This window comes from Pseudomonas sp. RA_15y_Pfl2_54 (assembly GCF_963971015.1).
Taxonomy (GTDB): Bacteria; Pseudomonadota; Gammaproteobacteria; order Pseudomonadales; family Pseudomonadaceae; genus Aquipseudomonas; species Aquipseudomonas baetica_A.
The window spans coordinates 67,491-91,205 of record NZ_CAXAPN010000033.1 but is presented as its reverse complement, the minus strand read 5'-3'; the positions used below and the strand labels follow the sequence as shown (position 1 = coordinate 91,205).

Annotated in this window: 23 protein-coding genes; 8 read left to right on the top strand and 15 right to left on the bottom strand. The window is 60.3% G+C overall.

Features of this window, described 5'->3' with window-relative positions; all coding sequences use genetic code 11:
* Positions 1-142: 142 nt before the first annotated feature.
* From AACY50_RS22385 to AACY50_RS22375, 3 genes are all read right to left on the bottom strand, one after another.
* On the bottom strand, positions 143-1,114 hold the full coding sequence (locus AACY50_RS22385; RefSeq protein ID WP_339495473.1) for a thymidylate synthase: 972 nt from the start codon (positions 1,112-1,114) through the stop codon (positions 143-145).
* 50 nt (positions 1,115-1,164) lie between these two features.
* Positions 1,165-1,977, bottom strand: a complete 813-nt coding sequence (gene lgt, locus AACY50_RS22380) for a prolipoprotein diacylglyceryl transferase (RefSeq protein ID WP_339430385.1) — start codon at positions 1,975-1,977, stop codon at positions 1,165-1,167.
* A gap of 80 nt (positions 1,978-2,057) precedes the next feature.
* On the bottom strand, positions 2,058-2,840 hold the full coding sequence (locus AACY50_RS22375; RefSeq protein WP_339430386.1) for a sulfite exporter TauE/SafE family protein: 783 nt from the start codon (positions 2,838-2,840) through the stop codon (positions 2,058-2,060).
* A 130-nt stretch (positions 2,841-2,970) separates the two neighbouring features.
* On the opposite strand from AACY50_RS22375, the gene AACY50_RS22370 reads away from it, so the two are divergent.
* On the top strand, positions 2,971-3,717 hold the full coding sequence (locus AACY50_RS22370; RefSeq protein WP_339539186.1) for an NRDE family protein: 747 nt from the start codon (positions 2,971-2,973) through the stop codon (positions 3,715-3,717).
* Positions 3,718-3,826: 109 nt separating this feature from the next.
* Here AACY50_RS22370 and ptsP read toward each other — a convergent pair whose 3' ends face one another.
* Positions 3,827-6,106 carry a phosphoenolpyruvate--protein phosphotransferase gene (gene ptsP / locus AACY50_RS22365; protein WP_339495475.1) on the bottom strand — a complete coding sequence of 760 codons (2,280 nt, stop codon included), beginning with the start codon at positions 6,104-6,106 and terminating at the stop codon, positions 3,827-3,829.
* Between the two features lie 22 nt (positions 6,107-6,128).
* Complete coding sequence (locus AACY50_RS22360; protein WP_003229203.1) at positions 6,129-6,608, bottom strand: RNA pyrophosphohydrolase; 480 nt, start codon at positions 6,606-6,608, stop codon at positions 6,129-6,131.
* Positions 6,609-6,751: 143 nt separating this feature from the next.
* Between AACY50_RS22360 and AACY50_RS22355 the strand changes: the two genes are divergently transcribed.
* Positions 6,752-7,408 carry an HAD family hydrolase gene (locus tag AACY50_RS22355; protein WP_339430389.1) on the top strand — a complete coding sequence of 219 codons (657 nt, stop codon included), beginning with the start codon at positions 6,752-6,754 and terminating at the stop codon, positions 7,406-7,408.
* A gap of 91 nt (positions 7,409-7,499) precedes the next feature.
* Here AACY50_RS22355 and AACY50_RS22350 read toward each other — a convergent pair whose 3' ends face one another.
* The gene (locus AACY50_RS22350) at positions 7,500-7,913 is read right to left on the bottom strand and encodes a DUF2269 family protein (RefSeq protein WP_339539185.1); all 414 of its coding nucleotides are present in this window, start codon (positions 7,911-7,913) and stop codon (positions 7,500-7,502) included.
* A gap of 40 nt (positions 7,914-7,953) precedes the next feature.
* On the bottom strand, positions 7,954-9,468 hold the full coding sequence (ilvA, locus tag AACY50_RS22345; protein WP_339539184.1) for a threonine ammonia-lyase, biosynthetic: 1,515 nt from the start codon (positions 9,466-9,468) through the stop codon (positions 7,954-7,956).
* 147 nt (positions 9,469-9,615) lie between these two features.
* Between ilvA and rpiA the strand changes: the two genes are divergently transcribed.
* Positions 9,616-10,290 (top strand): ribose-5-phosphate isomerase RpiA, encoded by a 675-nt coding sequence (gene rpiA / locus AACY50_RS22340; RefSeq protein ID WP_339430392.1) that lies wholly within the window; start codon positions 9,616-9,618, stop codon positions 10,288-10,290.
* A 140-nt stretch (positions 10,291-10,430) separates the two neighbouring features.
* Here the strand turns inward: rpiA and AACY50_RS22335 are convergent, their stop codons facing one another.
* From AACY50_RS22335 to AACY50_RS22320, 4 genes are all read right to left on the bottom strand, one after another.
* Complete coding sequence (locus AACY50_RS22335; RefSeq protein ID WP_339464673.1) at positions 10,431-11,348, bottom strand: SdiA-regulated domain-containing protein; 918 nt, start codon at positions 11,346-11,348, stop codon at positions 10,431-10,433.
* A gap of 106 nt (positions 11,349-11,454) precedes the next feature.
* Positions 11,455-12,378, bottom strand: a complete 924-nt coding sequence (locus AACY50_RS22330; RefSeq protein ID WP_339539183.1) for an SdiA-regulated domain-containing protein — start codon at positions 12,376-12,378, stop codon at positions 11,455-11,457.
* A gap of 267 nt (positions 12,379-12,645) precedes the next feature.
* On the bottom strand, positions 12,646-13,311 hold the full coding sequence (locus AACY50_RS22325; protein WP_339539182.1) for a fumarylacetoacetate hydrolase family protein: 666 nt from the start codon (positions 13,309-13,311) through the stop codon (positions 12,646-12,648).
* 41 nt (positions 13,312-13,352) lie between these two features.
* Positions 13,353-14,747 carry an FAD-binding oxidoreductase gene (locus AACY50_RS22320; protein WP_339430395.1) on the bottom strand — a complete coding sequence of 465 codons (1,395 nt, stop codon included), beginning with the start codon at positions 14,745-14,747 and terminating at the stop codon, positions 13,353-13,355.
* Positions 14,748-14,952: 205 nt separating this feature from the next.
* On the opposite strand from AACY50_RS22320, the gene serA reads away from it, so the two are divergent.
* Positions 14,953-16,182 carry a phosphoglycerate dehydrogenase gene (gene serA / locus AACY50_RS22315; protein ID WP_339430396.1) on the top strand — a complete coding sequence of 410 codons (1,230 nt, stop codon included), beginning with the start codon at positions 14,953-14,955 and terminating at the stop codon, positions 16,180-16,182.
* A 53-nt stretch (positions 16,183-16,235) separates the two neighbouring features.
* Here serA and AACY50_RS22310 read toward each other — a convergent pair whose 3' ends face one another.
* On the bottom strand, positions 16,236-16,661 hold the full coding sequence (locus AACY50_RS22310) for a DUF4399 domain-containing protein (RefSeq protein WP_339430397.1): 426 nt from the start codon (positions 16,659-16,661) through the stop codon (positions 16,236-16,238).
* Between the two features lie 135 nt (positions 16,662-16,796).
* Here AACY50_RS22310 and AACY50_RS22305 point away from each other — a divergent pair, with 135 nt between their 5' ends.
* Complete coding sequence (locus tag AACY50_RS22305; protein WP_339464670.1) at positions 16,797-17,366, top strand: transporter substrate-binding domain-containing protein; 570 nt, start codon at positions 16,797-16,799, stop codon at positions 17,364-17,366.
* 120 nt (positions 17,367-17,486) lie between these two features.
* Here the strand turns inward: AACY50_RS22305 and AACY50_RS22300 are convergent, their stop codons facing one another.
* Both AACY50_RS22300 and AACY50_RS22295 read right to left on the bottom strand, forming a co-directional pair.
* Positions 17,487-17,972 carry a DUF523 domain-containing protein gene (locus tag AACY50_RS22300; protein WP_339430399.1) on the bottom strand — a complete coding sequence of 162 codons (486 nt, stop codon included), beginning with the start codon at positions 17,970-17,972 and terminating at the stop codon, positions 17,487-17,489.
* Position 17,973: 1 nt separating this feature from the next.
* Entirely contained in the window at positions 17,974-18,606 is a 633-nt protein-coding gene (locus tag AACY50_RS22295; protein WP_339430400.1) for a 2OG-Fe(II) oxygenase, read from the bottom strand.
* A 108-nt stretch (positions 18,607-18,714) separates the two neighbouring features.
* On the opposite strand from AACY50_RS22295, the gene AACY50_RS22290 reads away from it, so the two are divergent.
* Entirely contained in the window at positions 18,715-19,467 is a 753-nt protein-coding gene (locus AACY50_RS22290; protein WP_339430401.1) for a DUF2059 domain-containing protein, read from the top strand.
* A gap of 99 nt (positions 19,468-19,566) precedes the next feature.
* Here AACY50_RS22290 and AACY50_RS22285 read toward each other — a convergent pair whose 3' ends face one another.
* Entirely contained in the window at positions 19,567-20,517 is a 951-nt protein-coding gene (locus AACY50_RS22285; RefSeq protein ID WP_339430402.1) for an alpha/beta hydrolase, read from the bottom strand.
* A 98-nt stretch (positions 20,518-20,615) separates the two neighbouring features.
* Here AACY50_RS22285 and AACY50_RS22280 point away from each other — a divergent pair, with 98 nt between their 5' ends.
* Positions 20,616-21,194, top strand: coding sequence for a DUF6436 domain-containing protein (locus AACY50_RS22280; RefSeq protein WP_339430403.1), 579 nt, complete (start codon positions 20,616-20,618; stop codon positions 21,192-21,194).
* A 103-nt stretch (positions 21,195-21,297) separates the two neighbouring features.
* Positions 21,298-23,709, top strand: a complete 2,412-nt coding sequence (locus AACY50_RS22275; RefSeq protein ID WP_339539181.1) for a penicillin acylase family protein — start codon at positions 21,298-21,300, stop codon at positions 23,707-23,709.
* Positions 23,710-23,715 lie beyond the last annotated feature (6 nt).

The window sequence follows — 23,715 nt, the reverse complement described above, 5'->3', positions numbered from 1 at the left end:
ACCCAAGCACTGGTCGCACTAGCCCGCAAGCTTGCCCGGGTGGTATTTGCTCTGTTGAAAAACCAGAGCGAATACTCACCTAAAGCGGTTTAGGGGCTAGGCATGAACCATAGAATCTCCCACAGGGTATTGCGTGAAACCTTCAGACCGCCATCGGCGCGGTCATTGGCGCGTGGTGTTCATAACCTTCCAGCGAGAAGTCGCCTGGCTCCACCAGTTCCAGCCATTCCGGCTGATACACGCCAGTCTTGGCGAACTCCGGCACGCGATCCGAAATCTTCAGTTTCGGCATGGCGAACGGTTCGCGCTTGATTTGTTCGTTGAGCATGTCCAGATGGTTTTCGTAGACGTGCGCGTCACCGATGAAATAGGTGAACCAGCGCGGCGTGTAACCGGTCAGGCGACCGATCAGGCTCAGCAGCGCGGCGCCTTCGGTGAGGTTGAACGGCGTGCCCAGGCCCAAGTCGTTGGAGCGGATGTATAGGGTCAGGGAAATTTCCCTGGTCTCGACATTCGGGTGGAACTGGTACAGCAGATGGCACGGCGGCAGGGCCATTTCATCGAGTTGGGCGCAGTTCCAGCCGTGGAACAGGATGCGGCGGCTGCCCGGATCATTGATGATCGTGTCGACGCACTGGCGCACCTGGTCGATGGCTTTGTACAGCACCACGTAGGCCTGGCCGTCTTCTTCGCCTTGAGCGATCTGCTTGTAGCCATTGCTCAAGGTTTGTTCGATGGCCGCGGTGTTGCTCAACGGAATCTGCTTGTACGCCGGCCATTTGCGCCATTGCACGCCATAGATTTCGCCGAGGTCGTCGTCGCCCTGACGGAATGGGTTGGCCAGCCACTGGGCGTTTTCGTTGGCGTTCTGGTCCCAGACCTTGCAGCCCAGCGCGCGGAATTCAGCGGCGTTGTTCACACCACGCAGAAAACCGCACATCTCGCCGATGGCCGATTTGAAGGCCATCTTGCGGGTGGTGATCGCCGGAAAACCTTCCTGCAGATCGAAACGCAGCATCGCCCCCGGGAAACTGATGGTGTTGATGCCGGTGCGGTTGGCCTGTTTGGTGCCGTTCTGGATGACGTGCGAGACCAGTTCGAGATATTGCTTCATGAGTTACCTGTGTCCTTGAACCCGGGGGCCGTCGCCCCCGGCCTTCGAATTTATACGGCCGCCGCGGGCGCTGCCGGGGCGCGATGATAAGCCAGCCAGATCAGGTACAGACCGGCAAGCACCATCGGCACGCAAAGCACCTGACCCATGGTCAGCCAGCCCCAGGCCAGATAGCCCAGTTGCGCGTCCGGTACACGGACGAATTCGACGATGAAACGGAAGATGCCGTAGAACAGCGTGAACATCCCCGATACCGCCATGGTCGGCCGCGGTTTACGCGAGAACAACCACAGGATCAGGAACAGCGCGACGCCTTCAAGGGCGAACTGATACAGCTGCGACGGGTGACGCGGCAACTGCGCCGGGTCGCTGAACGGCGGGAAGATCATCGCCCACGGCACGTCGGTCGGCTTGCCCCACAACTCGGCGTTGATAAAGTTGCCGATACGCCCGGCGCCCAGGCCGATCGGCACCATCGGTGCGACGAAGTCCATCAACTGGAAGAACGACTTGTTGTTCTTTTTGCCGAACCACAACGCGGCCAGCATCACGCCGATAAAGCCGCCGTGGAACGACATGCCGCCCTTCCACACTTCGAAAATCAGCAACGGGTTGGCCAGGTAGGCGCTCAGATCGTAGAACAGCACGTAACCCAACCGCCCGCCGACAATGACCCCCATCGATAACCAGAAAATCAAGTCGGAGAGTTTCTCCTTGCTCCAGGTCGGGTCGAAGCGGTTCAACCGCCGGGACGCCAGCAGCCAGGCGCCGCCGATGCCGATCAGGTACATCAGACCGTACCAGTGGATTTTCAGCGGACCGATGGCCAGGGCCACCGGGTCGATCTGCGGGTAAGGCAGCATTGCGACTCCTCGTTAGAAGTTGAAACCAGAATTCCCGGGCGACGCTGTCACCTCAGGATTAAGCCAGGATTGCGACCTGCTCAAAGCAGAAAACTCAAGCCAACGCAAAACAGCAAAGCGGCGAACAGCCGTTTGAGCAAGCGTGGCGATAATCTATGTGCCAATCGTGCGCCGAGACGGGCGAACACCATGCTGGTCAGGGCGATGCCCAACAGCGCCGGCAAATAGACAAAGCCGAGACTATGGGCCGGCAGCAGCGGATCGTGCCAGCCCAGAATCATGAAACTTAATGCACTGACCAGGGCGATCGGCAGACCGCAGGCCGACGAGGTCGCTACCGCTTGCTGCATCGGCACGCTGCGCCAGGTCAGGAACGGCACGGTCAGCGATCCGCCGCCGACGCCAAAAATCGCCGAGGCCCAGCCAATCACACTGCCAGCCACGGACAGACCGAGTTTGCCCGGCACCGTTCGGCTGGCCTTGGGTTTGACGTCCAGCGCCAACTGCACGGAAATCACCAAGGCAAATACGCCGATGATTTTTTGCAAATGCGGCCCGGAAATCGCTTCGGCCGTCAGCGCACCGAAACCGGCGCCGACCAGAATACCCACGGTCATCCACGCAAAAACCGGCCAGCGTACCGCACCACGTCGATGGTGCTCACGCACGGCATTGACCGAGGTGAAGATGATCGTCGCCAACGACGTGCCGACCGCCAGGTGGGTCAGAATCGATGGGTCGAAGCCCTGCAACGTGAAACTGTAAACCAGCACCGGGACAATAATGATCCCGCCGCCCACCCCGAACAGCCCGGCCAGCACGCCTGCACAGGCGCCCAGCGCCAGATAGAGCAGAAATTCCATGACCGTCTCCCAGACGCTTTCCCCAAACCGGAGCGGCATGGTAACGGATGCATACCCTTAGGCGGAACTGGCGATGGATGCACGGACGCCGGATGCGTAGAGTGGACAAAAAACACACAAGGACCACCTTATGTGCCTGATCGTTTTTGCCTGGCGCCCGGGCCATGCCCAGCCGCTGATCGTTGCGGCCAACCGTGACGAGTTTTACGCCCGCCCCAGTCTGCCGCTGGGGCAATGGCCTGAGGCACCGCATGTGCACGCCGGACGCGATCTCGAAGCCGGTGGCACCTGGCTGGGGATCGGCGCCAACGGGCGCTTTGCGGCGCTGACCAATATCCGCGACCCGCATCAGCCGCCGGCGCGTAAATCGCGGGGGGAGCTGGTGGCGGGGTTTCTCGCGGGCGATGAGGCGATTGATGACTATCTGGCCGACGTTGTCGGTCGCTCACCAGAGTACGCCGGGTTCAACCTGCTGCTGGGCAACAGCCATGAGCTATGGCACTACAACGCACGGATGTCGGAGCCGGTGATGCTGCAGTCCGGGGTCTACGGATTATCCAATGCCGGACTGGACACGCCGTGGCCGAAGCTGCTCAAGGCCAGGGCGGCGTTGAGTGCAGTGCTGGAGGATCCGCAGCCTGCACGGTTGCTGGCGTTACTTGGCGATGCGCAAACGGCGCCGTTTGCCGAGTTGCCGGACACCGGCGTGGGGCTGGCGACGGAATCACTGCTGTCGAGTGTGTTTATTGCCAGCCAGAGTTACGGGACGCGGGCAAGTACGGCGCTGGTGGTGCAGGCGGATGGGACGCGCAGGATGGTGGAGCGCAGCTTCGGGCCGTATGGCGGGCATCTGGGGGAAGTCGAGATTGTGGTTTAGCGGTATCTGGACTGAAACCTTCGCGAGCAAGCCCGCACCCACATTGGATCTGTGATCGACACAAATCCCCTGTGGGAGCGGGCTTGTTCGCGAGGGGGCGATCAGCCTTTTAAAGGGCTTTGTTGACCGCCGGCGGATTGATCTTCGACAACCCAAGGTTCTTCAGCGCCAGTTGCAGCGAACTGTGGATAACTTGCGGGTTATCGATGGTCATCAATTCGCCCAGCAATTGCCTGGCCTTGTCCAGATTGACCTGACGCAGCATCCACTTCACCTTCGGCAAGTTGGTGGCGTTCATCGACAGACTGTCGAAGCCCATCGCCATCAACAGCACCGCCGCCGCCGGATCACCGGCCATCTCGCCGCAAATGCTCACCGGTTTGCCCTCGGCATGGGCGTCGCGCACCACGGTTTGCAACGCTTGCAGCACGGCCGGGTGCAGGTAGTCGTAGAGATCCGCCACCCGTGGGTTGTTACGGTCCACGGCCAGCAGGTATTGGGTCAAGTCGTTGGAGCCGACCGAGAGGAAGTCGACCATCCGCGCCAGTTCCCTGGTCTGGTAGACCGCTGCCGGAATCTCGATCATCACCCCGATTGGCGGCATTTGCACGTCGGTGCCTTCGTCGCGCACCTCGCCCCACGCCCGGTGAATCAGGTGCAGGGCTTCTTCGAGTTCGTGGGTGCCGGAAATCATCGGCAGCAAAATCCGCAGGTTGTTCAGGCCCTCGCTGGCCTTGAGCATGGCGCGGGTCTGCACCAGGAAGATTTCCGGGTGGTCGAGGGTGACGCGAATGCCGCGCCAGCCGAGGAACGGGTTGTCTTCCTTGATCGGGAAGTACGACAGCGACTTGTCACCGCCGATGTCCAGGCTGCGCATGGTCACCGGTTGCGGATGGAACGCGGCGAGCTGTTCGCGGTAGATCGCCAGTTGTTCCTTCTCGCTCGGGAAGCGCTGGTTGATCATGAACGGCACTTCGGTGCGATACAGACCGACACCTTCGGCGCCACGCTTCTGCGCCCGCGCCACATCCGCCAGCAGGCCGGTGTTGACCCACAGCGGCATGCGGTGCCCATCGAGGGTCACGCAGGGCAGATCACGCAGGGCATCGAGGCCCAGCGCCAGTTGTTTCTCTTCTTCGACGACTTCGGCGAACTGCTTGCGCAGCACTTCGCTGGGGTTGGTGTAAACCTCGCCACGAACGCCATCGACGATCATTTCAATGCCGTCGACCTTGGCGTACGGCAGATCGACCAGGCCCATCACCGTTGGAATACCCATGGCCCGGGCCAGGATCGCAACGTGGGAGTTCCCCGAACCGAGTACCGAAACCAGACCAACCAGCGTGCCTTCCGGCACCTCGCCGAGCATGGCCGGCGTCAGTTCTTCGCTGACCAGAATGGTTTTTTCCGGGTAGACGAGGTTCTGTTGCCGCTCTTCCTGCAAGTAGGCCAGCAAGCGGCGGCCGAGGTCTTTGACGTCCGACGCTCGCTCACGCAGGTAGGCATCGTCCATCAGTTCGAAACGGTTGACGTGTTCAGTGACCACCTGACGCAACGCACCCTGCGCCCACTGGCCGGTCTTGATCACAGTGGTGATTTCGCTGCCGAGCGAGGCATCGTCGAGCATCATCAGATAAACGTCGAACAGCGCGCGCTCTTCGGGACGCAGTTGTGTCGCCAGTTTCGCCGACAAGGCACGCATGTCGGCGCGCACGCCTTCGATGGCGGTCTTGAACAGTGCCAGTTCGGCGTTGATATCGGTGATGGTCTTGTCCGGCACCACGTCCAGATCCGCCGGCGGCAACATGACCACCGCCGTACCGACCGCCGCACCCGGCGAACCCGGCACGCCAACGAACTTGGCTTCCTGAATGCCTTTGCCCTGACGGCCCAGACCCCGGATCGAACCGGTGGCCTCGGCGTGGGCGATAACGCCGGCGAGCTGCGCGCTCATGGTCACGAGGAAGGCTTCTTCACCTTCATCGAACTGGCGGCGCTCTTTTTGCTGGATGACCAACACGCCGACGACGCGGCGGTGGTGAATGATCGGTGCGCCAAGGAAGGAGGCATAGCGCTCCTCACCAGTCTCGGCGAAGTAGCGGTAGCGCGGGTGATCCGCGGCGTTTTCGAGGTTCAGGGGTTCTTCACGCGTGCCGACCAGACCCACCAGACCTTCGTTGGGTGCCATGCTGACTTTGCCGATCGAGCGCTTGTTCAAGCCCTCGGTGGCCATCAGGACGAAGCGGTTGGCCTCGGGATCAAGCAGGTAGACCGAGCAGACCTGGCTGCCCATGGCCTCTTTGACGCGCAACACAATAATCCCCAACGCCGCCTTGAGATCCTTGGCGGAGTTAACTTCCTGGACGATCTTGCGCAGCGTATTGAGCATGGCTCGGGGTCGAACTCCGTCGTCAGTCGCGCGCTAAAAGGCGCGGGGCAAGCTCTTTGAGGGCGCGGCGATACACCTCGCGCTTGAATGTCACCACCTGGCCCAACGGATACCAATAGCTGACCCAGCGCCAGCCATCGAACTCCGGTTTACCGGTCAAATCCATCCGCACCCGCTGCTCGTTGGAGATCAGGCGCAGGAGAAACCACTTCTGTTTCTGGCCGATGCACAGCGGTTGGCTGTGGGTACGCACCAGACGTTGCGGCAAACGATAGCGCAACCAGCCCCGTGTGCAGGCGAGTATTTCAACATCTTCACGTTCCAGGCCAACTTCTTCGTTCAGCTCGCGGTACAAGGCGTCTTCCGGCGTCTCTTCAGGGTTGATTCCCCCTTGTGGAAACTGCCAGGCATCTTGATTGATACGGCGAGCCCATAGCACCTGGCCGGCGTCATTCGTCAGAATGATCCCGACATTGGGGCGGAAACCATCGGGGTCGATCACGGCAACAACCTCGCAAACGCATGTCGCCGCATTGTTCCACAAAGCTTGATAAGGCGGCAACGAAGGTTCCTACCTTATGTGCACTCTTGTGAAAAGACCGTATTCTTGTCGCCTTTTTACTGACTTTTCAGCGGGTAACTGCAATGCGCCTGGCTCTATTCGATTTGGACAACACCCTTCTGGGCGGCGACAGCGACCACGCTTGGGGCGACTATCTGTGTGAACGCGGCTTCCTCGACCCGGTCGCGTACAAAGCGCGCAACGACGAGTTCTATCAGGATTACCTGGCCGGCAAGCTGGATAACGCCGCGTACCTGAATTTCTGCCTGGAGATTCTCGGCCGCACTGAAATGGCCGTGCTCGATCAATGGCACAACGACTACATGCGTGACTGCATCGAGCCCATCGTGTTGCCCAAGGCGCTCGACCTGTTGAAAAAACACCGCGATGCCGGCGACAAACTGGTGATCATCACCGCGACCAACCGTTTCGTGACCGCGCCGATTGCCGTTCGTTTGGGCGTTGAAACCCTGATCGCCACCGAGTGCGAAATGGTCGATGGCCGTTACACCGGGCGCAGCACCGATATCCCGTGCTTCCGTGAAGGCAAGGTGACGCGCCTGAATCGCTGGCTGGAAGAAACCGGGCATTCGCTGCAAGACAGCTACTTCTACAGCGACTCGATGAATGACTTGCCGCTACTGGAGCAAGTGGCGAACCCGGTGGCCGTGGATCCGGATCCGAACCTGCGCGCTGAAGCCGAAAAGCGTGGCTGGCCGGTCATCACACTGCGCGACTGAAATCGCTTTCGCGAGCAAGCCCGCTCCACACTGGAATGCGTTCCCCTGTGGCAGCGGGCTTGCACGCGAAGGGGCAACCCGGTCTCAAGCCTTAAACAGGCTTGGCCCCCATCAACGCCGCAATGGCGAGAAATCCGACACCACTGACAATCGCCAGCGCCAGACTGAATTTCCAGTTACCGCCCCCGCTCGTCCACCGTCGATTCAGCCGAACAAGCAACCAAACGGCACTGAATGTAGCCACGGCATAGATCACGCTGGAGCCCAGAATCCAGAACTGCCCCAATGGCCAGCCAATCAGATGCACCAGCCACCAGCCGGTGAAGGGCATGCTCAACATGCCGATCAGCATCAGACACCAGACAAACAACCACGGACGCTGCATCGTGCTGACCGGCCCTTGACTGCGATTACGCCAGGTCAGCGCGGCGAGCCCCAGGCCGCTGGTGAGTATCACCACGGTTGCAGCGACGTGAAGGACTTTCAGGGTGGTCAGGGTTTCCATGGGTTTCTTTTCCTTGGGCCATGCCCATCAGCGTAGCCGTTCAGCCAAGAAACAGCTTATAGGCCGGGTTGTCGCTTTCGTCCCAGTACGGATAACCGATTTGCGCCAGCGCCTGCGGCACCAGATGCCGCTCATCGTGGGGCACTTGCAGCCCGGCGACCACCCTGCCATCTGCCGCGCCGTGGTTGCGGTAGTGGAACATCGAGATGTTCCAGCGCCCGCCAAGTTTGTTGAGGAAGTTGAACAGCGCGCCCGGACGCTCCGGGAATTCGAAGCGCAGCACCACTTCATCAACCACCTGCGCCGCACGCCCGCCGACCATGTGACGGATGTGCAACTTGGCCAATTCGTTGTCGGTCAGGTCAATGACCGGGAAGCCCTGCTCGGCCAGGCTCGCCAGCAGTGCGCTGCGCGGGTCGTTTTCCGGGTGGGTCTGCACGCCGACGAAGATGTGCGCTTCGCTGCCGGTGTTGTAGCGGTAGTTGAATTCGGTGATCTGACGCTTGCCGATGGCCTCGCAGAACGCCTTGAAGCTGCCGGCCTTTTCGGGAATGGTCACGGCGATGATCGCTTCGCGGCCTTCGCCCAGTTCGGCGCGCTCGGCAACGTGACGCAAGCGGTCGAAGTTGACGTTGGCACCGGAGTCGATGGCGACAAAGGTCTGGCCGCTGACGCCGCGCAACTCGACGTACTTCTTGATCCCGGCCACGCCCAAGGCGCCGGCAGGCTCGGTGATCGAGCGGGTATCGTCGTAGATATCCTTGATTGCCGCACAGATCTCGTCGGTGCTGACGGTAATCACTTCATCGACATGATCTTTGCAGATGTCGAAGGTGTGCTGGCCGATCTGCGCCACCGCGACGCCGTCAGCAAAGATGCCCACGGTCGGCAACACCACGCGTTCGCCGGCAGCCATGGCGGCTTGCAGGCAGTTGGAGTCGTCGGGCTCGACGCCGATGACTTTGATGTCCGGACGCAGGTATTTCACGTACGCCGCGATACCGGCGATCAGGCCGCCGCCGCCGACCGGGACGAAAATCGCATCCAGTGGCTGCGGGTGCTGACGCAGAATCTCCATCGCCACGGTGCCCTGCCCGGCAATGGTGTGCGGATCGTCGTACGGGTGGATGTAGACGTAGCCTTTTTCATCGACCAGTTTCAGCGAATAGGCCAGCGCTTCCGGGAACGAATCGCCGTGCAGCACCACTTTGCCGCCACGCGAACGCACGCCTTCGACCTTGATCTCCGGGGTGGTCTTGGGCATGACGATGGTGGCTTTGACGCCCAGCACTTTCGCCGCCAGGGCCAGACCCTGCGCGTGGTTGCCCGCTGAAGCGGTGACCACACCACGGGCGCGTTCTTCGTCGCTCAGTTGGGTCAACTTGTTGTAGGCGCCCCGAATCTTGAACGAGAACACCGGCTGCAAGTCTTCGCGCTTGAGCCAGATGTCATTGCCCAGCCGCTCGGAGAGCTGGCGAGCGCTCTGCAGCGGGGTTTCTACGGCAACGTCATAAACGCGCGAGGTGAGGATCTTTTTGACGTACTGTTCGAGCATCGGAAAGCATCACTGAGCGGTTGGGCAGGGCCAAGGAGTCTAACCCGGCTTTTGCCCGGGCGACCACACGATTGCAGAGGTTTTAGACCCGCTTGGGGCTATAATGCCGGCCTTTCCGTACTCACCTCGCCCGCTTCCGGAGCCCGCATGACCCAGGATCAACTCAAACAGGCAGTGGCTCAGGCCGCTGTCGACTTCATCCTCCCGAAACTCGACGACAAAAGCATCGTCGGTGTCGGCACCGGCTCCACCGCCAACTGCTTCATCGACGCACTGGCCCAGCACAAGGGCGCATTCGATGGCGCGGTCGCCAGCTCCGAAGCCACCGCCGCGCGCCTCAAGGGCCACGGGATTCCCGTCTATGAACTGAACACCGTCAGCGACCTGGAGTTCTACGTCGACGGCGCTGATGAAAGCGATGAGCACCTGAACCTGATCAAGGGCGGCGGCGCGGCCCTGACCCGCGAGAAGATCGTTGCCGCCGTGGCCAAGACCTTCATCTGCATCGCCGACGCCAGCAAACTGGTGCCGGTGCTGGGCGAATTCCCGCTGCCGGTGGAAGTCATCCCGATGGCTCGCAGCCACGTCGCTCGCGAACTGGTGAAACTGGGCGGCGACCCGGTGTACCGCGAAGGTGTACTGACCGACAACGGCAACATCATCCTCGACGTGTTCAATATGCAGATCACCAATCCGGTGGAGCTGGAAACGCAGATCAACGCCATCGTCGGCGTGGTCACCAACGGTTTGTTCGCCGCGCGTCCGGCGGATCTGCTGCTGCTGGGTACGAGTGAAGGTGTGAAAACGCTGAAGGCTGAGTAAGCCAGACTGCCCACATTTTTGTGGGCAGATGCATGCCCCCACCTGTGGGAGCGGGCTTGCTCGCGACAGCGGTGGATCAGTCGACATCTGCGTTGTCTGGTCCACCGCTTTCGCGAGCAAGCCCCATTTTGCAGTGTCAGTCAGTTCTGGGCGGGCTTTTTGAAGACGTAAAACAGGTTTGGCTCACTCACCAGGTACAGCGTCCCGTCGTCATCCATCGCAATGCCTTCTGCCTGCGGCACGGTTTTCTGCAAGCCTTGTCGGCCCTTGCTCAGCGACAGGGTGCTCAACGGGCGCCCACCCACATCCAGCTCCAGAATCAGCCCCGACTCATCCGACAGTGCCAGTAAATGCCCGCTGCGCTCGTCGTATTGCAGGCTCGACAGATCACGCACGAACATGCCGGCATCCCGTTTGGGATTGTTGATCACATGCACCGCGTAGGACTTTTCCGGGTTGAAGTGCGGGAAACCGTGCACTTCGTAGATCAGCATCGGGTCGCGCTCTTTCGCGACAAACAAGCGCTTGCCCACCGAGTCATAAGCCAGCCCCTCAAAACCCTTGTTGCTGCTCGCGTGCACACCCAGGGTCATTTGCTCGGCGTCCGCCGCATCGAGGAACGTGGTGACATCTTCCAGGTGAATCTTGATCAACCGCTGCTGGCGCTCGTCGGTGATCACATAAGTATCGGCACTGATGAACTCAACCGCCTCCGGATCACCAAAGCCGATCAGTGCGATGCGGCGCAGGATTTTGCCCTCCAGCGACAGTTCGACCAGCTCGGCATGTTTGTTGGTGACTGTGAAAAGACTGTTGCGCACCGGATCGTAGGTCAGCGCCGACACGTCATCGTCCAGCCCCTCGATTACCCGCGCCTCGATCTCCACCCGATATTGATCCAGACCAATGGCCTCGCTGCTTAGCGGTTGCCACAGGGTGTGCAGATTGAACCAGGCGCGCTCGAACAGGCGCAGGTATTGGCCAATCGCGATCAACGCGATCAGAGCAATCACCGAAAGGGTGACAAGGAGAGGCTTGGGACGGGCAAATCGACGCATGCAGGAGGGCTCGGAATCAAAACAGGCGGATGAAATATCACGCCTGTCTGAAATGAAGCTTAATGGCCACTTGCCTTGGACGACAAGAGCCTCCCCAGCAAGGGCATTACTTCTGCTTTTCGAAGCGATAGAACAGGTTCGGCTCGCTGACCATATACAGCGTGCCTGCCTCGTCCAGGGCCACGCCTTCGGCGCGGGGAATGGTGTTCTTCAAACCGTTGAAGCCGCCAAGCAGGGTCATGAAACTGACTTGCTCGCCCTTCTCGTCCAGCTCCAGCAACAGGTGCGAGTCAGCCGACAACGCCAATGTGTGACCGGTGCGCGGGTCAATCGCCAACGCCGAGAGATTGCGAATGTCGAGCTCATCACTGTCCAGCTTCTGCTTGTCGCCTTTGAGCGTCTGGCTGCCATCGCTTTTCCAGGTGAACAGCACCGGTGGACGCTCCTCGCCCAGCAGGAACTGCTGGTTGCGCGCATCCCAGGTAATCGCTTCGAAAGCTTTGTTCTGGTCTTTCGAGGGGCCAAGGTCGTACTTGGGGAAATTGGCGATGTTCAGCTCACGCGTATCGGCGTCGACCTTGACGATCGACAGCATGTGCAGACGCTCATCGACAATGGCCATCAGGCCGTTTTCCATGATCGTGACGCCTTCCGGGTTGGCCCAGCCCACCAGCGGCATCTTGCGCAGCACATCGCCTTGCAGGGTCAGTTCGACCAGAAACGGGTTCTTGCCCATCACCGAGAACAGGGTTTTGGTCTGCGGGTTGTAGGCCAGATCCGACGCCTCATCCTTCTCCATGCCCGGCAGCGGCTTGGCATCGATGACCACCCGGTAATCCGGCAGCCAGACACTTCCCTTTTGCTCGGCCGGGCTTTCGAAACGCTCCAGTACCCACAGCGCACCGCGATCATCCCAATGCATCAGATACGCCAGCCCATACGCTGCGACGATCACCAGCAATAGCAAGGAATACCAGCGCAGGGCGAAACGTGAGCGGCGAGGGGTTTTGAGCTGAGTTTGAGATGCCATCGAGGGATGCGTTCCGAAAATTCAGGCTATGGGTAATAGCACAAAGAGGCCGGCTCAGACGCCAGAATGACGGAAATTATCCAGACGGGATGTGAAAAAAACGGCAAATGGCGAGATTGTCGTGGTTTGTCCCCGATATTCGGGTCACCACAAACCAATGCGAGAGCGGGCTTGCTCGCGAAGGCGTCGGATCAGTCGACATCTTCGTTGACTGACAAAATGCTTTCGCGAGCAAGCCCGCTCCCACAGGTTTTTGCAGTGTGGCGGTTAGCGCACGCTGCTGTTGAAGCTGCTGGCGCCGACCAGTTCCAGCACGATGTCGTCGCCGACGTTCAGCGGGCCGACGCCTACTGGCGTGCCGGTGAGAATCACGTCACCGGCCTGCAGCGAGAAGCAGCCGGCCATGTGCTGGATCATCGGCACGATCGGGTTGAGCATCGCGCTGCTGTTGCCGTCCTGACGGACTTCGCCGTTGATGGTCAGGCGGATGCCGATATCGGTCAGATCAGCAAAGGTGCTGCCGACCACGAACGGTGCAAGCACTGCCGCGCCGTCGAACGACTTGGCGATTTCCCACGGCAGGCCCTTGGATTTGAGCTCGGCCTGCTTGTCGCGCAGGGTCAGATCCAGCGCCGGAGCGAAACCGGAGATCGCATCGAGCACTTCTTCACGGCTTGGCTTGGTCGACAGCGGCTTGCCGATCAACACGGCAATTTCCGCTTCGTAATGCACCGAACCGCGCTCGGTCGGAATGCTGAAACCGCCTTCCAGCGACACCACGCAACTGCCCGGCTTGATGAACAGCAACGGCTCGGTAGGCACCGGGTTGTCCAATTCCTTAGCGTGTTCGGCGTAATTACGCCCAATGCACACCACTTTTCCCAGCGGGAAGTGAATACGCGTGCCGTCGACATACTGGTGCTGATAGCTCATTTACCGACTCCTGCCTTCATTGATTCATCAGAGATTGCCAATCAAACCGCGAAAATCTTGCCCGGGTTCATGATGCCGTTCGGGTCGAACACCGCTTTGACCGCTTTCATGTATTCGATTTCGACCGGCGAGCGGCTGTAGGTCAAGTAATCGCGTTTGGTCATGCCCACGCCGTGTTCGGCGGAGATCGAGCCGTTGTACTTCTCGACGGTTTCGAACACCCACTTGTTGACGGTGGCGCATTTGGCGAAGAACTCGTCCTTGCTCAGGCTTTCGGGCTTGAGGATGTTCAGGTGCAGGTTGCCGTCGCCGATGTGGCCGAACCAGACAATTTCAAAGTCCGGATAGTATTCGCCGACAATCGCGTCGATTTCCTGCAAGAACGCCGGCACTTTTGAAACGGTGACCGAGATGTCGTTCTTGTACGGGGTCCAGTGCGAGATGGTTTCGGAGATGTACTCGCGCAGCTTCCACAGGTTCTGCAACTGGGTTTCGCTCTGGCTCATCACGCCGTCCAGTACCCAGCCCTGCTCGACGCAATGTTCAAAGGTTTCCAGCGCGCTGTTGGCCACTTCTTCAGTGGTCGCTTCAAACTCCAGCAGCGCGTAGAACGGGCAATCGGTTTCAAACGGCGCCGGCACATCACCGCGACCCAGCACTTTGGCCAAGGCCTTGTCGGAGAAGAATTCGAACGCGGTCAGGTCGAGCTTGCCCTGGAAGGCGTGCAGCACCGGCATGATCGAGTCGAAATCAGCGGTGCCGAGGACCATCGCCGTGAGGTTTTTCGGCGCACGATCCAGACGCATGGTCGCTTCAACGACAAATCCAAGGGTGCCTTCGGCGCCAATGAACAACTGGCGCAGGTCGTAACCGGTGGCGTTCTTGATCAAATCTTTGTTCAGCTCCAGCACGTCACCCTTGCCGGTGACCACCTTCATGCCGGCAACCCAGTTGCGGGTCATTCCGTAGCGAATGACCTTGATCCCGCCGGCATTGGTGCCGATATTGCCGCCAATCTGGCTGGAACCCGCCGATGCGAAGTCCACCGGGTAGTACAGGCCCTTTTCTTCAGCGACGTTCTGCAAATGCTCGGTGACCACGCCCGGCTGACACACGGCGGTGCGGTCAGTGAGGTTCACGTCGAGAATCTGGTTCATGTAATCGAATGACACGACCACTTCGCCGTTGGCGGCCACCGCAGCGGCGGACAGCCCGGTGCGCCCGCCCGAAGGCACCAGCGCAACCTTGTGCGTATTGGCCCAACGGACGATGGCCTGCACCTGTTCGATAGTCTTGGGAAACACGATGGCGCTCGGCGCGGGGGCGAAGTGCTTGGTCCAATCCTTGCCATATGTGTTCAGGGAGTCGGCGTCGGTCAGGACCTTGCCAGGCTCGACCAGGGTCTTCAGTTCATCAATCAGGGCAGGATTGGTCATCGACAGAACTCTCGAACAATTCATGGTCATCCTGAGAACGCTTCACGTCGCAGGAATGAGTGTTTAGCGGGGTCGTTATGCTAGCATACCGACCCCGCCGGCCAGTGCCCAAACGCCTGTTCTGCGGTGACGGCTTTCTTGTCGTCCAGGTCAATGTCTGTTGACCATTTCCTGCCATTTTTCTCCGGGATACAGGTTTACGCAGATGAGCAAGACTTCTCTCGATAAGAGCAAGATCAAGTTCCTTCTTCTCGAAGGCGTCCACCAATCGGCTGTCGACGTCCTCAAGGCGGCGGGCTACACCAGCATCGAGTACCTCACAGGTTCTCTGCCGGAAGCCCAGCTCAAGGAAAAGATCGCTGACGCTCACTTCATCGGCATTCGTTCGCGCACCCAACTGACTGAAGAGATCTTCGATCACGCGAAGAAGCTGGTAGCGGTCGGTTGCTTCTGCATCGGCACCAACCAGGTTGACCTGGACGCGGCTCGCGAGCGCGGTATCGCCGTGTTCAACGCGCCGTACTCCAACACTCGCTCCGTGGCCGAGCTGGTGCTGGCCGAAGCGATCCTGCTGCTGCGCGGCATCCCTGAGAAAAACGCGTCCTGCCACCGTGGCGGCTGGATCAAATCCGCAGCCAACTCCTTCGAGATCCGTGGCAAGAAGCTGGGCATCGTCGGCTACGGCTCGATCGGTACTCAGTTGTCGGTTCTGGCCGAAGGCTTGGGGATGCAGGTGTTCTTCTATGACACCGTGACCAAGCTGCCGCTGGGCAACGCGACCCAGGTCGGCAACCTGAACGAGCTGCTGGGCATGTCCGACATCGTGACCCTGCACGTTCCGGAAACCGCTGCGACCCAGTGGATGATCGGCGAGAAGGAAATCCGCGCCATCAAGAAGGGCGGCATTCTGATCAACGCAGCACGCGGCACCGTGGTCAAACTGGACGCCCTGGCGGACGCGATCAAGGACAAGCACCTGATCGGCGCGGCCATCGACGTCTTCCCGGTGGAGCCACGCTCCAACGACGAAGAGTTCGAAAGCCCGCTGCGTGGCCTGGACAACGTGATCCTGACCCCGCACATCGGTGGCTCGACCGCTGAAGCGCAAGCCAACATCGGTCTGGAAGTGGCGGAAAAACTGGTCAAGTACAGCGACAACGGTACGTCCGTTTCGTCGGTGAACTTCCCGGAAGTGGCCCTGCCGGCTCACCCTGGCAAGCACCGCCTGCTGCACATCCACGAGAACATCCCGGGTGTGATGAGCGAGATCAACAAGGTCTTCGCCGAAAACGGTATCAACATCTCCGGTCAGTTCCTGCAGACCAACGAGAAAGTCGGCTACGTGGTGATCGACGTCGACGCCGAGTACTCGGACCTGGCGCAAGAGAAGCTGCAGCACATCAACGGCACTATTCGTAGCCGTGTGTTGTTCTAAGAGCAGCTTCAAGCTTGCAACTAAAAAAAGGGGAGCCCAGCGGCTCCCTTTTTTTATTTCACCGTTACGGTGATCTTTTCCGAAACGATGGGCGGATCGAAAGCCATGTGGCTCTTGTCGCCCAGTTCCAACTGCAACGTGTGCTTGCCTGGCGTCAGCGTCAGTTCGGTTTCAGTCTGGGCTTTGCCGAAATGGATATGGTTGGCGTCTGCCGGAATCACAGCGCCCGCAGGAACAGTGCTCTTGGCGTCTACCAGCAGGTGATGGTGGCCAGTGTTAGTCGTGAGATTACCAGCGGGCGCCAACGCAATGCCCTTTACTGCAAATTTGACCTTGAAGGTCTTGTCGACAACGGCGCCGCTGCTCGGCTCGACGATGCTTACGGAAGCTCCCGCCGGCGCTGGCGTGGCAGCGCTGGCCATCATCGACGCGCTCAACAGAAGACCAGCCAACGCGGCTCGTGACATAAACGTTTTCATTCTCTTCTCCAGTTTTTCCGTAAAATCCGCGTGGTCATGACAACTTCATGACCATTCGTTGTCGAAGGCACTCGACAACCATAGCAAAGCGAGCCTGACTCAGAGCATCGCGATAATGATTTCAAAGGAGTGACCATGCGTTTTCTGCCTGGCCTGATCTGCCTGCTACCCCTTCTGAGCCCGCTGGCTCACGCCGAACTGATTGATGACGTCAACGACCGTGGCGAGTTGCGCATCGCCCTTGAAGCTAATACACCGCCCTTCAATTACAAGCACGACGACAAACTCACAGGGTTCGAGGTTGAGCTTGGGCAAATGCTGGCCAGCGAACTGGATGTTCGCGTCGATTTCATCGTCACCGACGAGGACGATCTGCTCCAGGGCGTTGAAAGCGGCAAGTACGACGTCGCGCTCAATCACATAGCACTGACACCCGAACTCAAGGATCGTTTCGACTTCAGCCAGCCATACAGCCAGATCGATTCGCAGTGGCTGGCGAAGAAGGATGAGCAACCACAATCGATGATGCTGGTGCAGTCACTGACCGAGGACAAGCCGAAAGCGGCCACGCCGGTAGACCTGGCGATTCCGTTTCAAAAGGGTAATCCGGCGTTTCACTCCAGCCTTGAGAGTGCGTTGCAGCGGATCAAGGCGGATGGGCGGTTGGCGGCGTTGTCCGAGAAGTGGTTCACCAAACCCGAGTGAACACAAAACCTGTGGGAGGGGGCTTGCTCCCGAAGGCGTCGTGTCAGTCAATGCAGATGTTGAATGACCCACCGCTTTCGCGAGCAAGCCCGCTCCCACACGGGAATCTGGGGTGGGCTTTTAATCGAGTTGTGTCAGGGCTGTTGCAGCCTGCGGCAATTCAAGTTCACTGAACACTTGCACGCCATGGCGTTTGAGCAGTGCAGCTGTCACGCCTTCACCGCTGACTTTCACTCCACTGAACGTGCCGTCATACGTCAGCAGATTGCCGCACGACGGGCTATTGGCTTTGAGCACCGCCACCCGAATACCGTGCTTGCGCACCAACTCTAGTGCCTGCCGCGCGCCATCGAGAAACTGCGCACTGACATCCTCACCGTCGGTGGTGATGACCGAAGCAACGCCATCCAGCACCTCGCCACCCTGCCCGCCCGGAATCTCCGCTGCCGCCCGTGGCGTCGGTAAACCACCCGCGACTTCCGGACACAACGGCACCACCCGCCCTTCGTCGAGCCACTGTCCGAGCAAATCAAACGGCCCACTGGCCCCGCCGTCGTAGCGCACGCGATGGCCCAACAGGCAGCGACTGACCAGAATCTTGTGCATCTCAGAAAGGCTCGTTGCCACGGCGGCGGAACCAGCCGGTCAGCGACAAGCGCTCGCGGTTTGCCGGAAGCACCTCATGCGGCACTTCGCCAGAAAGAAACACCACCAGACAACCGCCGATGGGTTGTACGTCGTGAACGCGCTCATCACCCAGGTACATGCGCAACTGACCGCCATCCTCAGGCAGCCAGGCCTCGTTGAGATAGATCACCGCCGAAACCATGCGCCGGTCATCGTCGCGAAAACGATCGACGTGCCTGCGATAGAACGCGCCCGGCGGATACAGCGCAAAGTGGCACTCGAAGTCTTCAAGTCCGAGGAACAGCCCCCGGTTGAGCGCCTCGCGCAGGCTGTCCATCAGGTGCAGATAACGGTCGCTGGCCTCGGCCTGCCCCGGGTCGATCCATTGGATATGATCGCCGCGAATACCCTCGCGAATCTCTGAAAAGGGCCCGCGACCGACCGCCGCCGGCGCCAGTTCCCCCTCGGCCTCACGTTTACGGCACTCGGCCGCCAGCTCGCGGGTCAAACCCGCGGGCAGGAAAATGTTCTGCTGCGACCAGCCATGCTCGGCCAGGTCGTCGACGATACGTAACAGCATCGGGTGTTCAGAGGATATTTGCATGGCGCGCATAGTATGCCTGCGACAAGAAATCCGACAGAGCCACGCAGCGGCTTGCTACGAATTCTCGACAAGTACCGACACCGCACGGAGAATAGTGCGCTGCTGACAGGAGTCCCTATGCGCCGTTTGTTTTTTTCACTGTTGATGTTCTGCGTTTTGCCCGCCTGGGCGGACGGCCATGATCAGCTTTACAAGGTCGCCGGCTGGCCAGATCAACGTGCGCACTTCAATGACGCCCTGAGTGCTGCCCAGCAGCGTTATCAAAACAGCCTGCCGCCTGCGGTTTTTCAAGCATTGGTGAGCAACAGCAACCAGCGTTTTGCGCCACAAGCCATGGATCAACGCGCCGAAGCCCAGTTGCGCCAGAACCTTGCCGATCCGAAACCGGCGCTGTCCTTCTTCCAATCGCCGCTGGGTAAAAAAATCGTCGCCGCTGAATTGCTGGCGACCCGGCGCGACCAACTGGCGAAAAATGCCAAAGGTCTGCCCAAGATGCAGGTCAGCGACAGCCGTCTGCTGATCATCGGCCACCTCGCCCAGGCGCTGCCGGCTCGTGAAGCTGGCGCCGAGGTCAGCCTCGCCATTGCGGGTGTGGCGGCCGACAGTTTGAGTTCGATGATTCCGGGACTGCTCGGCGGTGGCCAGGCGCAAGGGATGTTGAATGGTCAGCGCCAGCGGCTGATGGATCAGATCGGCGCCGACATGAACAACACACTGCTCTACGTTTATCGCGACTTGTCGGATGAAGAACTCGAAGAGTTTGCGACGTTTGCCGAGTCGACGGAGGGCAAGGCTTATTATCAAGCGGCGCTGGCGGCGATTCGGGCGGGGTTGGCGGTGGGGCAAAACACTTCGAACCTCGGCCAGTAAACTGCGTCGCCTGACAAGCCGCCTTCGCGAGCAAGCCCGCTCCCACTGTGATCGCGGTCTCCTGTGGGAACGGGCCTGCTCGCGAAGAGGCCCTTGGAATCACTGAGGATTACGCCCCCTGATCCGCTTGTTCAGAAACTCGAAATACTCCTCGCGCATATCAGCCGTCTCATTCGCCAGATGATGCCGCGCCTGCGGCAGCAGCAAAATCTGCGGCCGATCAAACTTCCACTTCAACACCTGCAGGTTGTGCTGCCAGTCCACGGTCATGTCCGCCTGCCCTTGAATGATCAGCGGCCGGCGCGGACTTTTTTTCGCGTACTCGACCCGATTGATCCAGCGTGACAATGCGCCGACCCATGCGGTCGGCAAGCGCTTGGGCTGCAACGGATCGGCCAGCAGAAACGGCAGGAAATCCGGATCGTTGGAGTTCTCGCTGAAGCGCCGGGCAATGCCTCGAACAAACGGTCGCAGCAGGTAATAACTCAACTGCGACCAGCCCCACGCCCGCGGCCGCACCAGGGGCGACAACAGAATCAACTGACCTTGCGCCGGACTGTTCTCGCCATGGTTGAGCACATGATCGACCACAATCGCCCCGCCCGTACTTTGCCCGCACAAGTGCCACGGCTGCGGCAGGGCAATCGAATGCGCCTCGGCAAACAGGGCTTGCAGGGTGTCCTGATACTCGGAAAAGTCACGAATGCTCGCCCGCACACCGCTCGACAGACCATGCCCCGGCAAGTCGCAGGCGATCACGGCAAAATCCTGATCCAGCGCCCACTCGATGACATGTCGATAAAGCCCGGTGTGATCGTAAAAACCGTGCAGCAGAAACAGCGTGCCCTTGACCTTTTCCGGCCACCAGCAATGGCTGACCAGTTCGTAACCGTCCACCTCGAATCGACCGATGCCGCGCCAGACATCCCGCCCGGGGAAATCGGTTTTATAGAACCGCTGATAGGCCTTTGCCTCCTCCGACAACGGCTGCCACTGGGCCAAAGGCTTGAGGCTGGCACGTAAATGATCGGGATCGAAGGTAGCAGGCATGAGGCAATTCCAGAGCGGTAAACAGACTTTATCGGCCTGCGATATTCATCTGTAGAAGCAAGCATGGCAAGCTAGCCGCCCTCCGAGGAGCAAAATCCATGCGTTCGCCCTACCGCACCGCACTGTTTGCCAGCCTGATCGCGCTTGTCTGCGCCGGGGTGCTGTGGATGGCGTACGACTGGTTTCAGGGCCGCTATCTGCGGGCGTTCAGCGAACACACCGCGGTGTTTTCCGGCGACCCGTTGCGCCTGCCGGATGATCTTGCCGGCCCCGGGCCGATTCGACTGGTGCACTTCTGGGACCCCGCCTGCCCGTGCAACGTTGGCAACCAACAGCACCTGAGCGAGATGGTCGAGCAGTTCAGCGGCAAAGGCGTGGAGTTCTTTGCCGTGCAAAAGCCCGGCAGCCACGGCCAGTTGCCCGCCACGTTGAGCCGCCTGAAAACCATTGCGATATTGCCCGGCTCCGAACAGGTTCCCGCCAGCCCCGCTGTGGCGATTTGGGACCGCAGCGGCAAACTGGCGTACTTCGGCCCCTACAGCGAGGGCCTGACCTGCAACGCCAGTAACAGCTTTATCGAACCGATCCTGAACGCACTGACGGATGATCGCCCGGTCAATGCCACACACACCTTGGCGGTCGGTTGTTATTGTCCGTGGCCGGTCGAGACGCATTAAGGCGTTCCGGACTTTTCAAGGACAGCGATGCACGGCACGGAAGCTCTGTGCTAATTGTTTGCAGCCCGCACGGGCGGCAATCCCGCATTCACAAGGAGTCACCATGAAGCGCGTGTTCACCGTTCTTGCCTTGCTCATCGTTGTCCTGCTATGTGCGGGCGGCTGGTACGTCTACAGCAAGCAGCCAACGCGAAAGGGCCAGGTTGAACTGCGCCACCTGCAAGGTTCGGTGACCGTGCGTTACGACGAGCGCGGCGTGCCGCATATTCGTGCCGAGAACGAAACCGATCTCTACCGCGCCCTCGGCTATGTCCACGCCCAGGATCGTCTGTTCCAGATGGAAGCCATGCGCCGCCTCGCCCGTGGCGAACTGGCCGAAGTGCTCGGGCCGAAACTGCTCGACACCGACAAACTGTTCCGCAGCCTGCGCATTCGTGAGCGCGCCGCCAGTTACGTGGCCAGCCTCGATCAGCAGTCACCGGCGTGGAAGGGCCTGCAAGCCTATCTGGATGGCATCAACCAATATCAGGACACGCACGCAGCGCCCATTGAGTTCGACGTACTGGGCATCCCCAAACGGCCGTTCACGGCTGAAGACAGCATCAGCGTCGCCGGTTACATGGCTTACAGCTTTGCCGCCGCGTTTCGCACCGAGCCGTTGCTGAGCTATGTGCGCGATCAACTCGGTGCCGATTACCTCAACGTCTTCGACCTCGACTGGCAGCCCAAGGGTGTCTTGGCCAAGGGCCGCAGCAACCCGACGCCAGCCCTCGCGGCTGGCGACTGGAAAGACCTCAGCGCCCTCGCCCGCCTCAGCGAACAGGCGCTGATCGACAATGGTCTGCCGCAGTTCGAAGGCAGTAACGCCTGGGTGATTGCCGGCAACCGCAGCCAGAGTGGCAAACCGCTGCTGGCCGGTGACCCGCATATTCGCTTCTCGGTGCCGTCGGTGTGGTACGAGGCGCAGTTGTCGGCGCCGGGTTTTGAACTCTACGGCCACCATCAGGCGCTGGTGCCGTTCGCGTTTCTGGGGCACAACATGGATTTCGGTTGGAGCCTGACGATGTTCCAGAACGACGATCTGGATCTGATCGCCGAGAAGGTCAACCCGGACAATCCGAACCAGGTCTGGTATCGCGGGCAGTGGACCGACATGGTCAGCACCGAGCAGCAGATTGCGGTGAAGGGCCAGGCACCGGTGACGATCACCCTGCGCCAATCGCCCCACGGCCCGATCGTCAACGACGCACTCGGCAGCGCCGCCGGGAAAACGCCGATTGCCATGTGGTGGGCCTTCCTCGAAACGCCGAACCCGATCCTCGAAGGTTTCTATCAGCTCAACCGCGCCGACACGCTGGCCAAGGCCCGTGCCGCCGCGGCCAAGGTGCAGGCACCGGGGCTGAACCTCGTCTACGCCAATGCCAAAGGGGATATCGCCTGGTGGGCTTCTGCGCTGTTGCCCAAGCGCCCGGCCGGGGTCAAACCGGGTTTCATTCTCGACGGCAGCACCAATCAGGCAGACAAGGACGGTTACTACCCGTTCAGCGCCAACCCGCAGGAGGAAAACCCGGCGCGCGGCTACATCGTCTCGGCCAATTTCCAGCCTGTGTCGCCGACCGGCATGGAGATTCCCGGTTACTACAACCTGGCCAATCGTGGCCAGCAACTCAATCGTCAACTCAGTGACAAGAACATCAAGTGGACCAACGAAGCCAACCAGAAGCTGCAACTGGGCACCACCACCGGCTACGGCCCGCGTCTATTGGCGCCGCTATTGCCAGTGTTGCGCGAAGTGGTGACGGACCCGGCCGAGCGCAAACTGATCGAGCAACTGGCGCAGTGGCAAGGCGACTATCCGCTGGATTCGGTCAGTGCGACGGTGTTCAACCAGTTTCTCTATGACCTGGCTGATGCGGCGATGCGTGACGAGTTGGGCAATGATTTTTTCCAGACGCTGCTGTCGACGCGGGTGATCGATGCCGCGCTGCCACGCCTGGCGGCCAACGCCGACTCGCCGTGGTGGGACAACCGCAACACGCCGGACAAAGAGACCCGCGCCGATACCGTGCGAGCGGCGTGGCAGGCGAGCATGAAGCACCTGAAGCTGACCCTCGGCGACGACGTTGGCGGGTGGAAATGGGGCATGGCGCACACCCTGACCCACGGGCATCCGCTGGGGCAGCAAAAGCCCCTGGATCGCATCTTCAACGTCGGCCCTTTCGCGGCGCCGGGCAGCCATGAAGTGCCGAACAACCTCTCGGCGAAGATCGGCCCGGCGCCGTGGCCAGTGACTTACGGGCCCTCGACGCGGCGCCTGGTGGACTTCGCCGACCCGGCTCACGGCTTGACCATCAACCCGGTCGGCCAGAGCGGCGTGCCGTTCGACAGTCACTATGACGATCAGGCTGAAGCGTATGTGGAAGGGATGTATATGCAGGCGCATTTCAGCGATGAGGAAGTCATGGCCAATACCCGCAGTACCTTGAAGCTGTTACCGGCGCGGGCTGCCCAGTAGTTCCAG

Bases quoted from the DNA above. Each gene is read 5' to 3' on its own strand.
- AACY50_RS22385 (WP_339495473.1), bottom strand. From the start codon at position 1,114: ATGAAGCAATATCTCGAACTGGTCTCGCACGTCATCCAGAACGGCACC.
- lgt (WP_339430385.1), bottom strand. From the start codon at position 1,977: ATGCTGCCTTACCCGCAGATCGACCCGGTGGCCCTGGCCATCGGTCCG.
- AACY50_RS22375 (WP_339430386.1), bottom strand. From the start codon at position 2,840: ATGGAATTTCTGCTCTATCTGGCGCTGGGCGCCTGTGCAGGCGTGCTG.
- AACY50_RS22370 (WP_339539186.1), top strand. From the start codon at position 2,971: ATGTGCCTGATCGTTTTTGCCTGGCGCCCGGGCCATGCCCAGCCGCTG.
- ptsP (WP_339495475.1), bottom strand. From the start codon at position 6,106: ATGCTCAATACGCTGCGCAAGATCGTCCAGGAAGTTAACTCCGCCAAG.
- AACY50_RS22355 (WP_339430389.1), top strand. From the start codon at position 6,752: ATGCGCCTGGCTCTATTCGATTTGGACAACACCCTTCTGGGCGGCGAC.
- AACY50_RS22350 (WP_339539185.1), bottom strand. From the start codon at position 7,913: ATGGAAACCCTGACCACCCTGAAAGTCCTTCACGTCGCTGCAACCGTG.
- ilvA (WP_339539184.1), bottom strand. From the start codon at position 9,468: ATGCTCGAACAGTACGTCAAAAAGATCCTCACCTCGCGCGTTTATGAC.
- rpiA (WP_339430392.1), top strand. From the start codon at position 9,616: ATGACCCAGGATCAACTCAAACAGGCAGTGGCTCAGGCCGCTGTCGAC.
- AACY50_RS22335 (WP_339464673.1), bottom strand. From the start codon at position 11,348: ATGCGTCGATTTGCCCGTCCCAAGCCTCTCCTTGTCACCCTTTCGGTG.
- AACY50_RS22330 (WP_339539183.1), bottom strand. From the start codon at position 12,378: ATGGCATCTCAAACTCAGCTCAAAACCCCTCGCCGCTCACGTTTCGCC.
- AACY50_RS22325 (WP_339539182.1), bottom strand. From the start codon at position 13,311: ATGAGCTATCAGCACCAGTATGTCGACGGCACGCGTATTCACTTCCCG.
- AACY50_RS22320 (WP_339430395.1), bottom strand. From the start codon at position 14,747: ATGACCAATCCTGCCCTGATTGATGAACTGAAGACCCTGGTCGAGCCT.
- serA (WP_339430396.1), top strand. From the start codon at position 14,953: ATGAGCAAGACTTCTCTCGATAAGAGCAAGATCAAGTTCCTTCTTCTC.
- AACY50_RS22310 (WP_339430397.1), bottom strand. From the start codon at position 16,661: ATGAAAACGTTTATGTCACGAGCCGCGTTGGCTGGTCTTCTGTTGAGC.
- AACY50_RS22305 (WP_339464670.1), top strand. From the start codon at position 16,797: ATGCGTTTTCTGCCTGGCCTGATCTGCCTGCTACCCCTTCTGAGCCCG.
- AACY50_RS22300 (WP_339430399.1), bottom strand. From the start codon at position 17,972: ATGCACAAGATTCTGGTCAGTCGCTGCCTGTTGGGCCATCGCGTGCGC.
- AACY50_RS22295 (WP_339430400.1), bottom strand. From the start codon at position 18,606: ATGCGCGCCATGCAAATATCCTCTGAACACCCGATGCTGTTACGTATC.
- AACY50_RS22290 (WP_339430401.1), top strand. From the start codon at position 18,715: ATGCGCCGTTTGTTTTTTTCACTGTTGATGTTCTGCGTTTTGCCCGCC.
- AACY50_RS22285 (WP_339430402.1), bottom strand. From the start codon at position 20,517: ATGCCTGCTACCTTCGATCCCGATCATTTACGTGCCAGCCTCAAGCCT.
- AACY50_RS22280 (WP_339430403.1), top strand. From the start codon at position 20,616: ATGCGTTCGCCCTACCGCACCGCACTGTTTGCCAGCCTGATCGCGCTT.
- AACY50_RS22275 (WP_339539181.1), top strand. From the start codon at position 21,298: ATGAAGCGCGTGTTCACCGTTCTTGCCTTGCTCATCGTTGTCCTGCTA.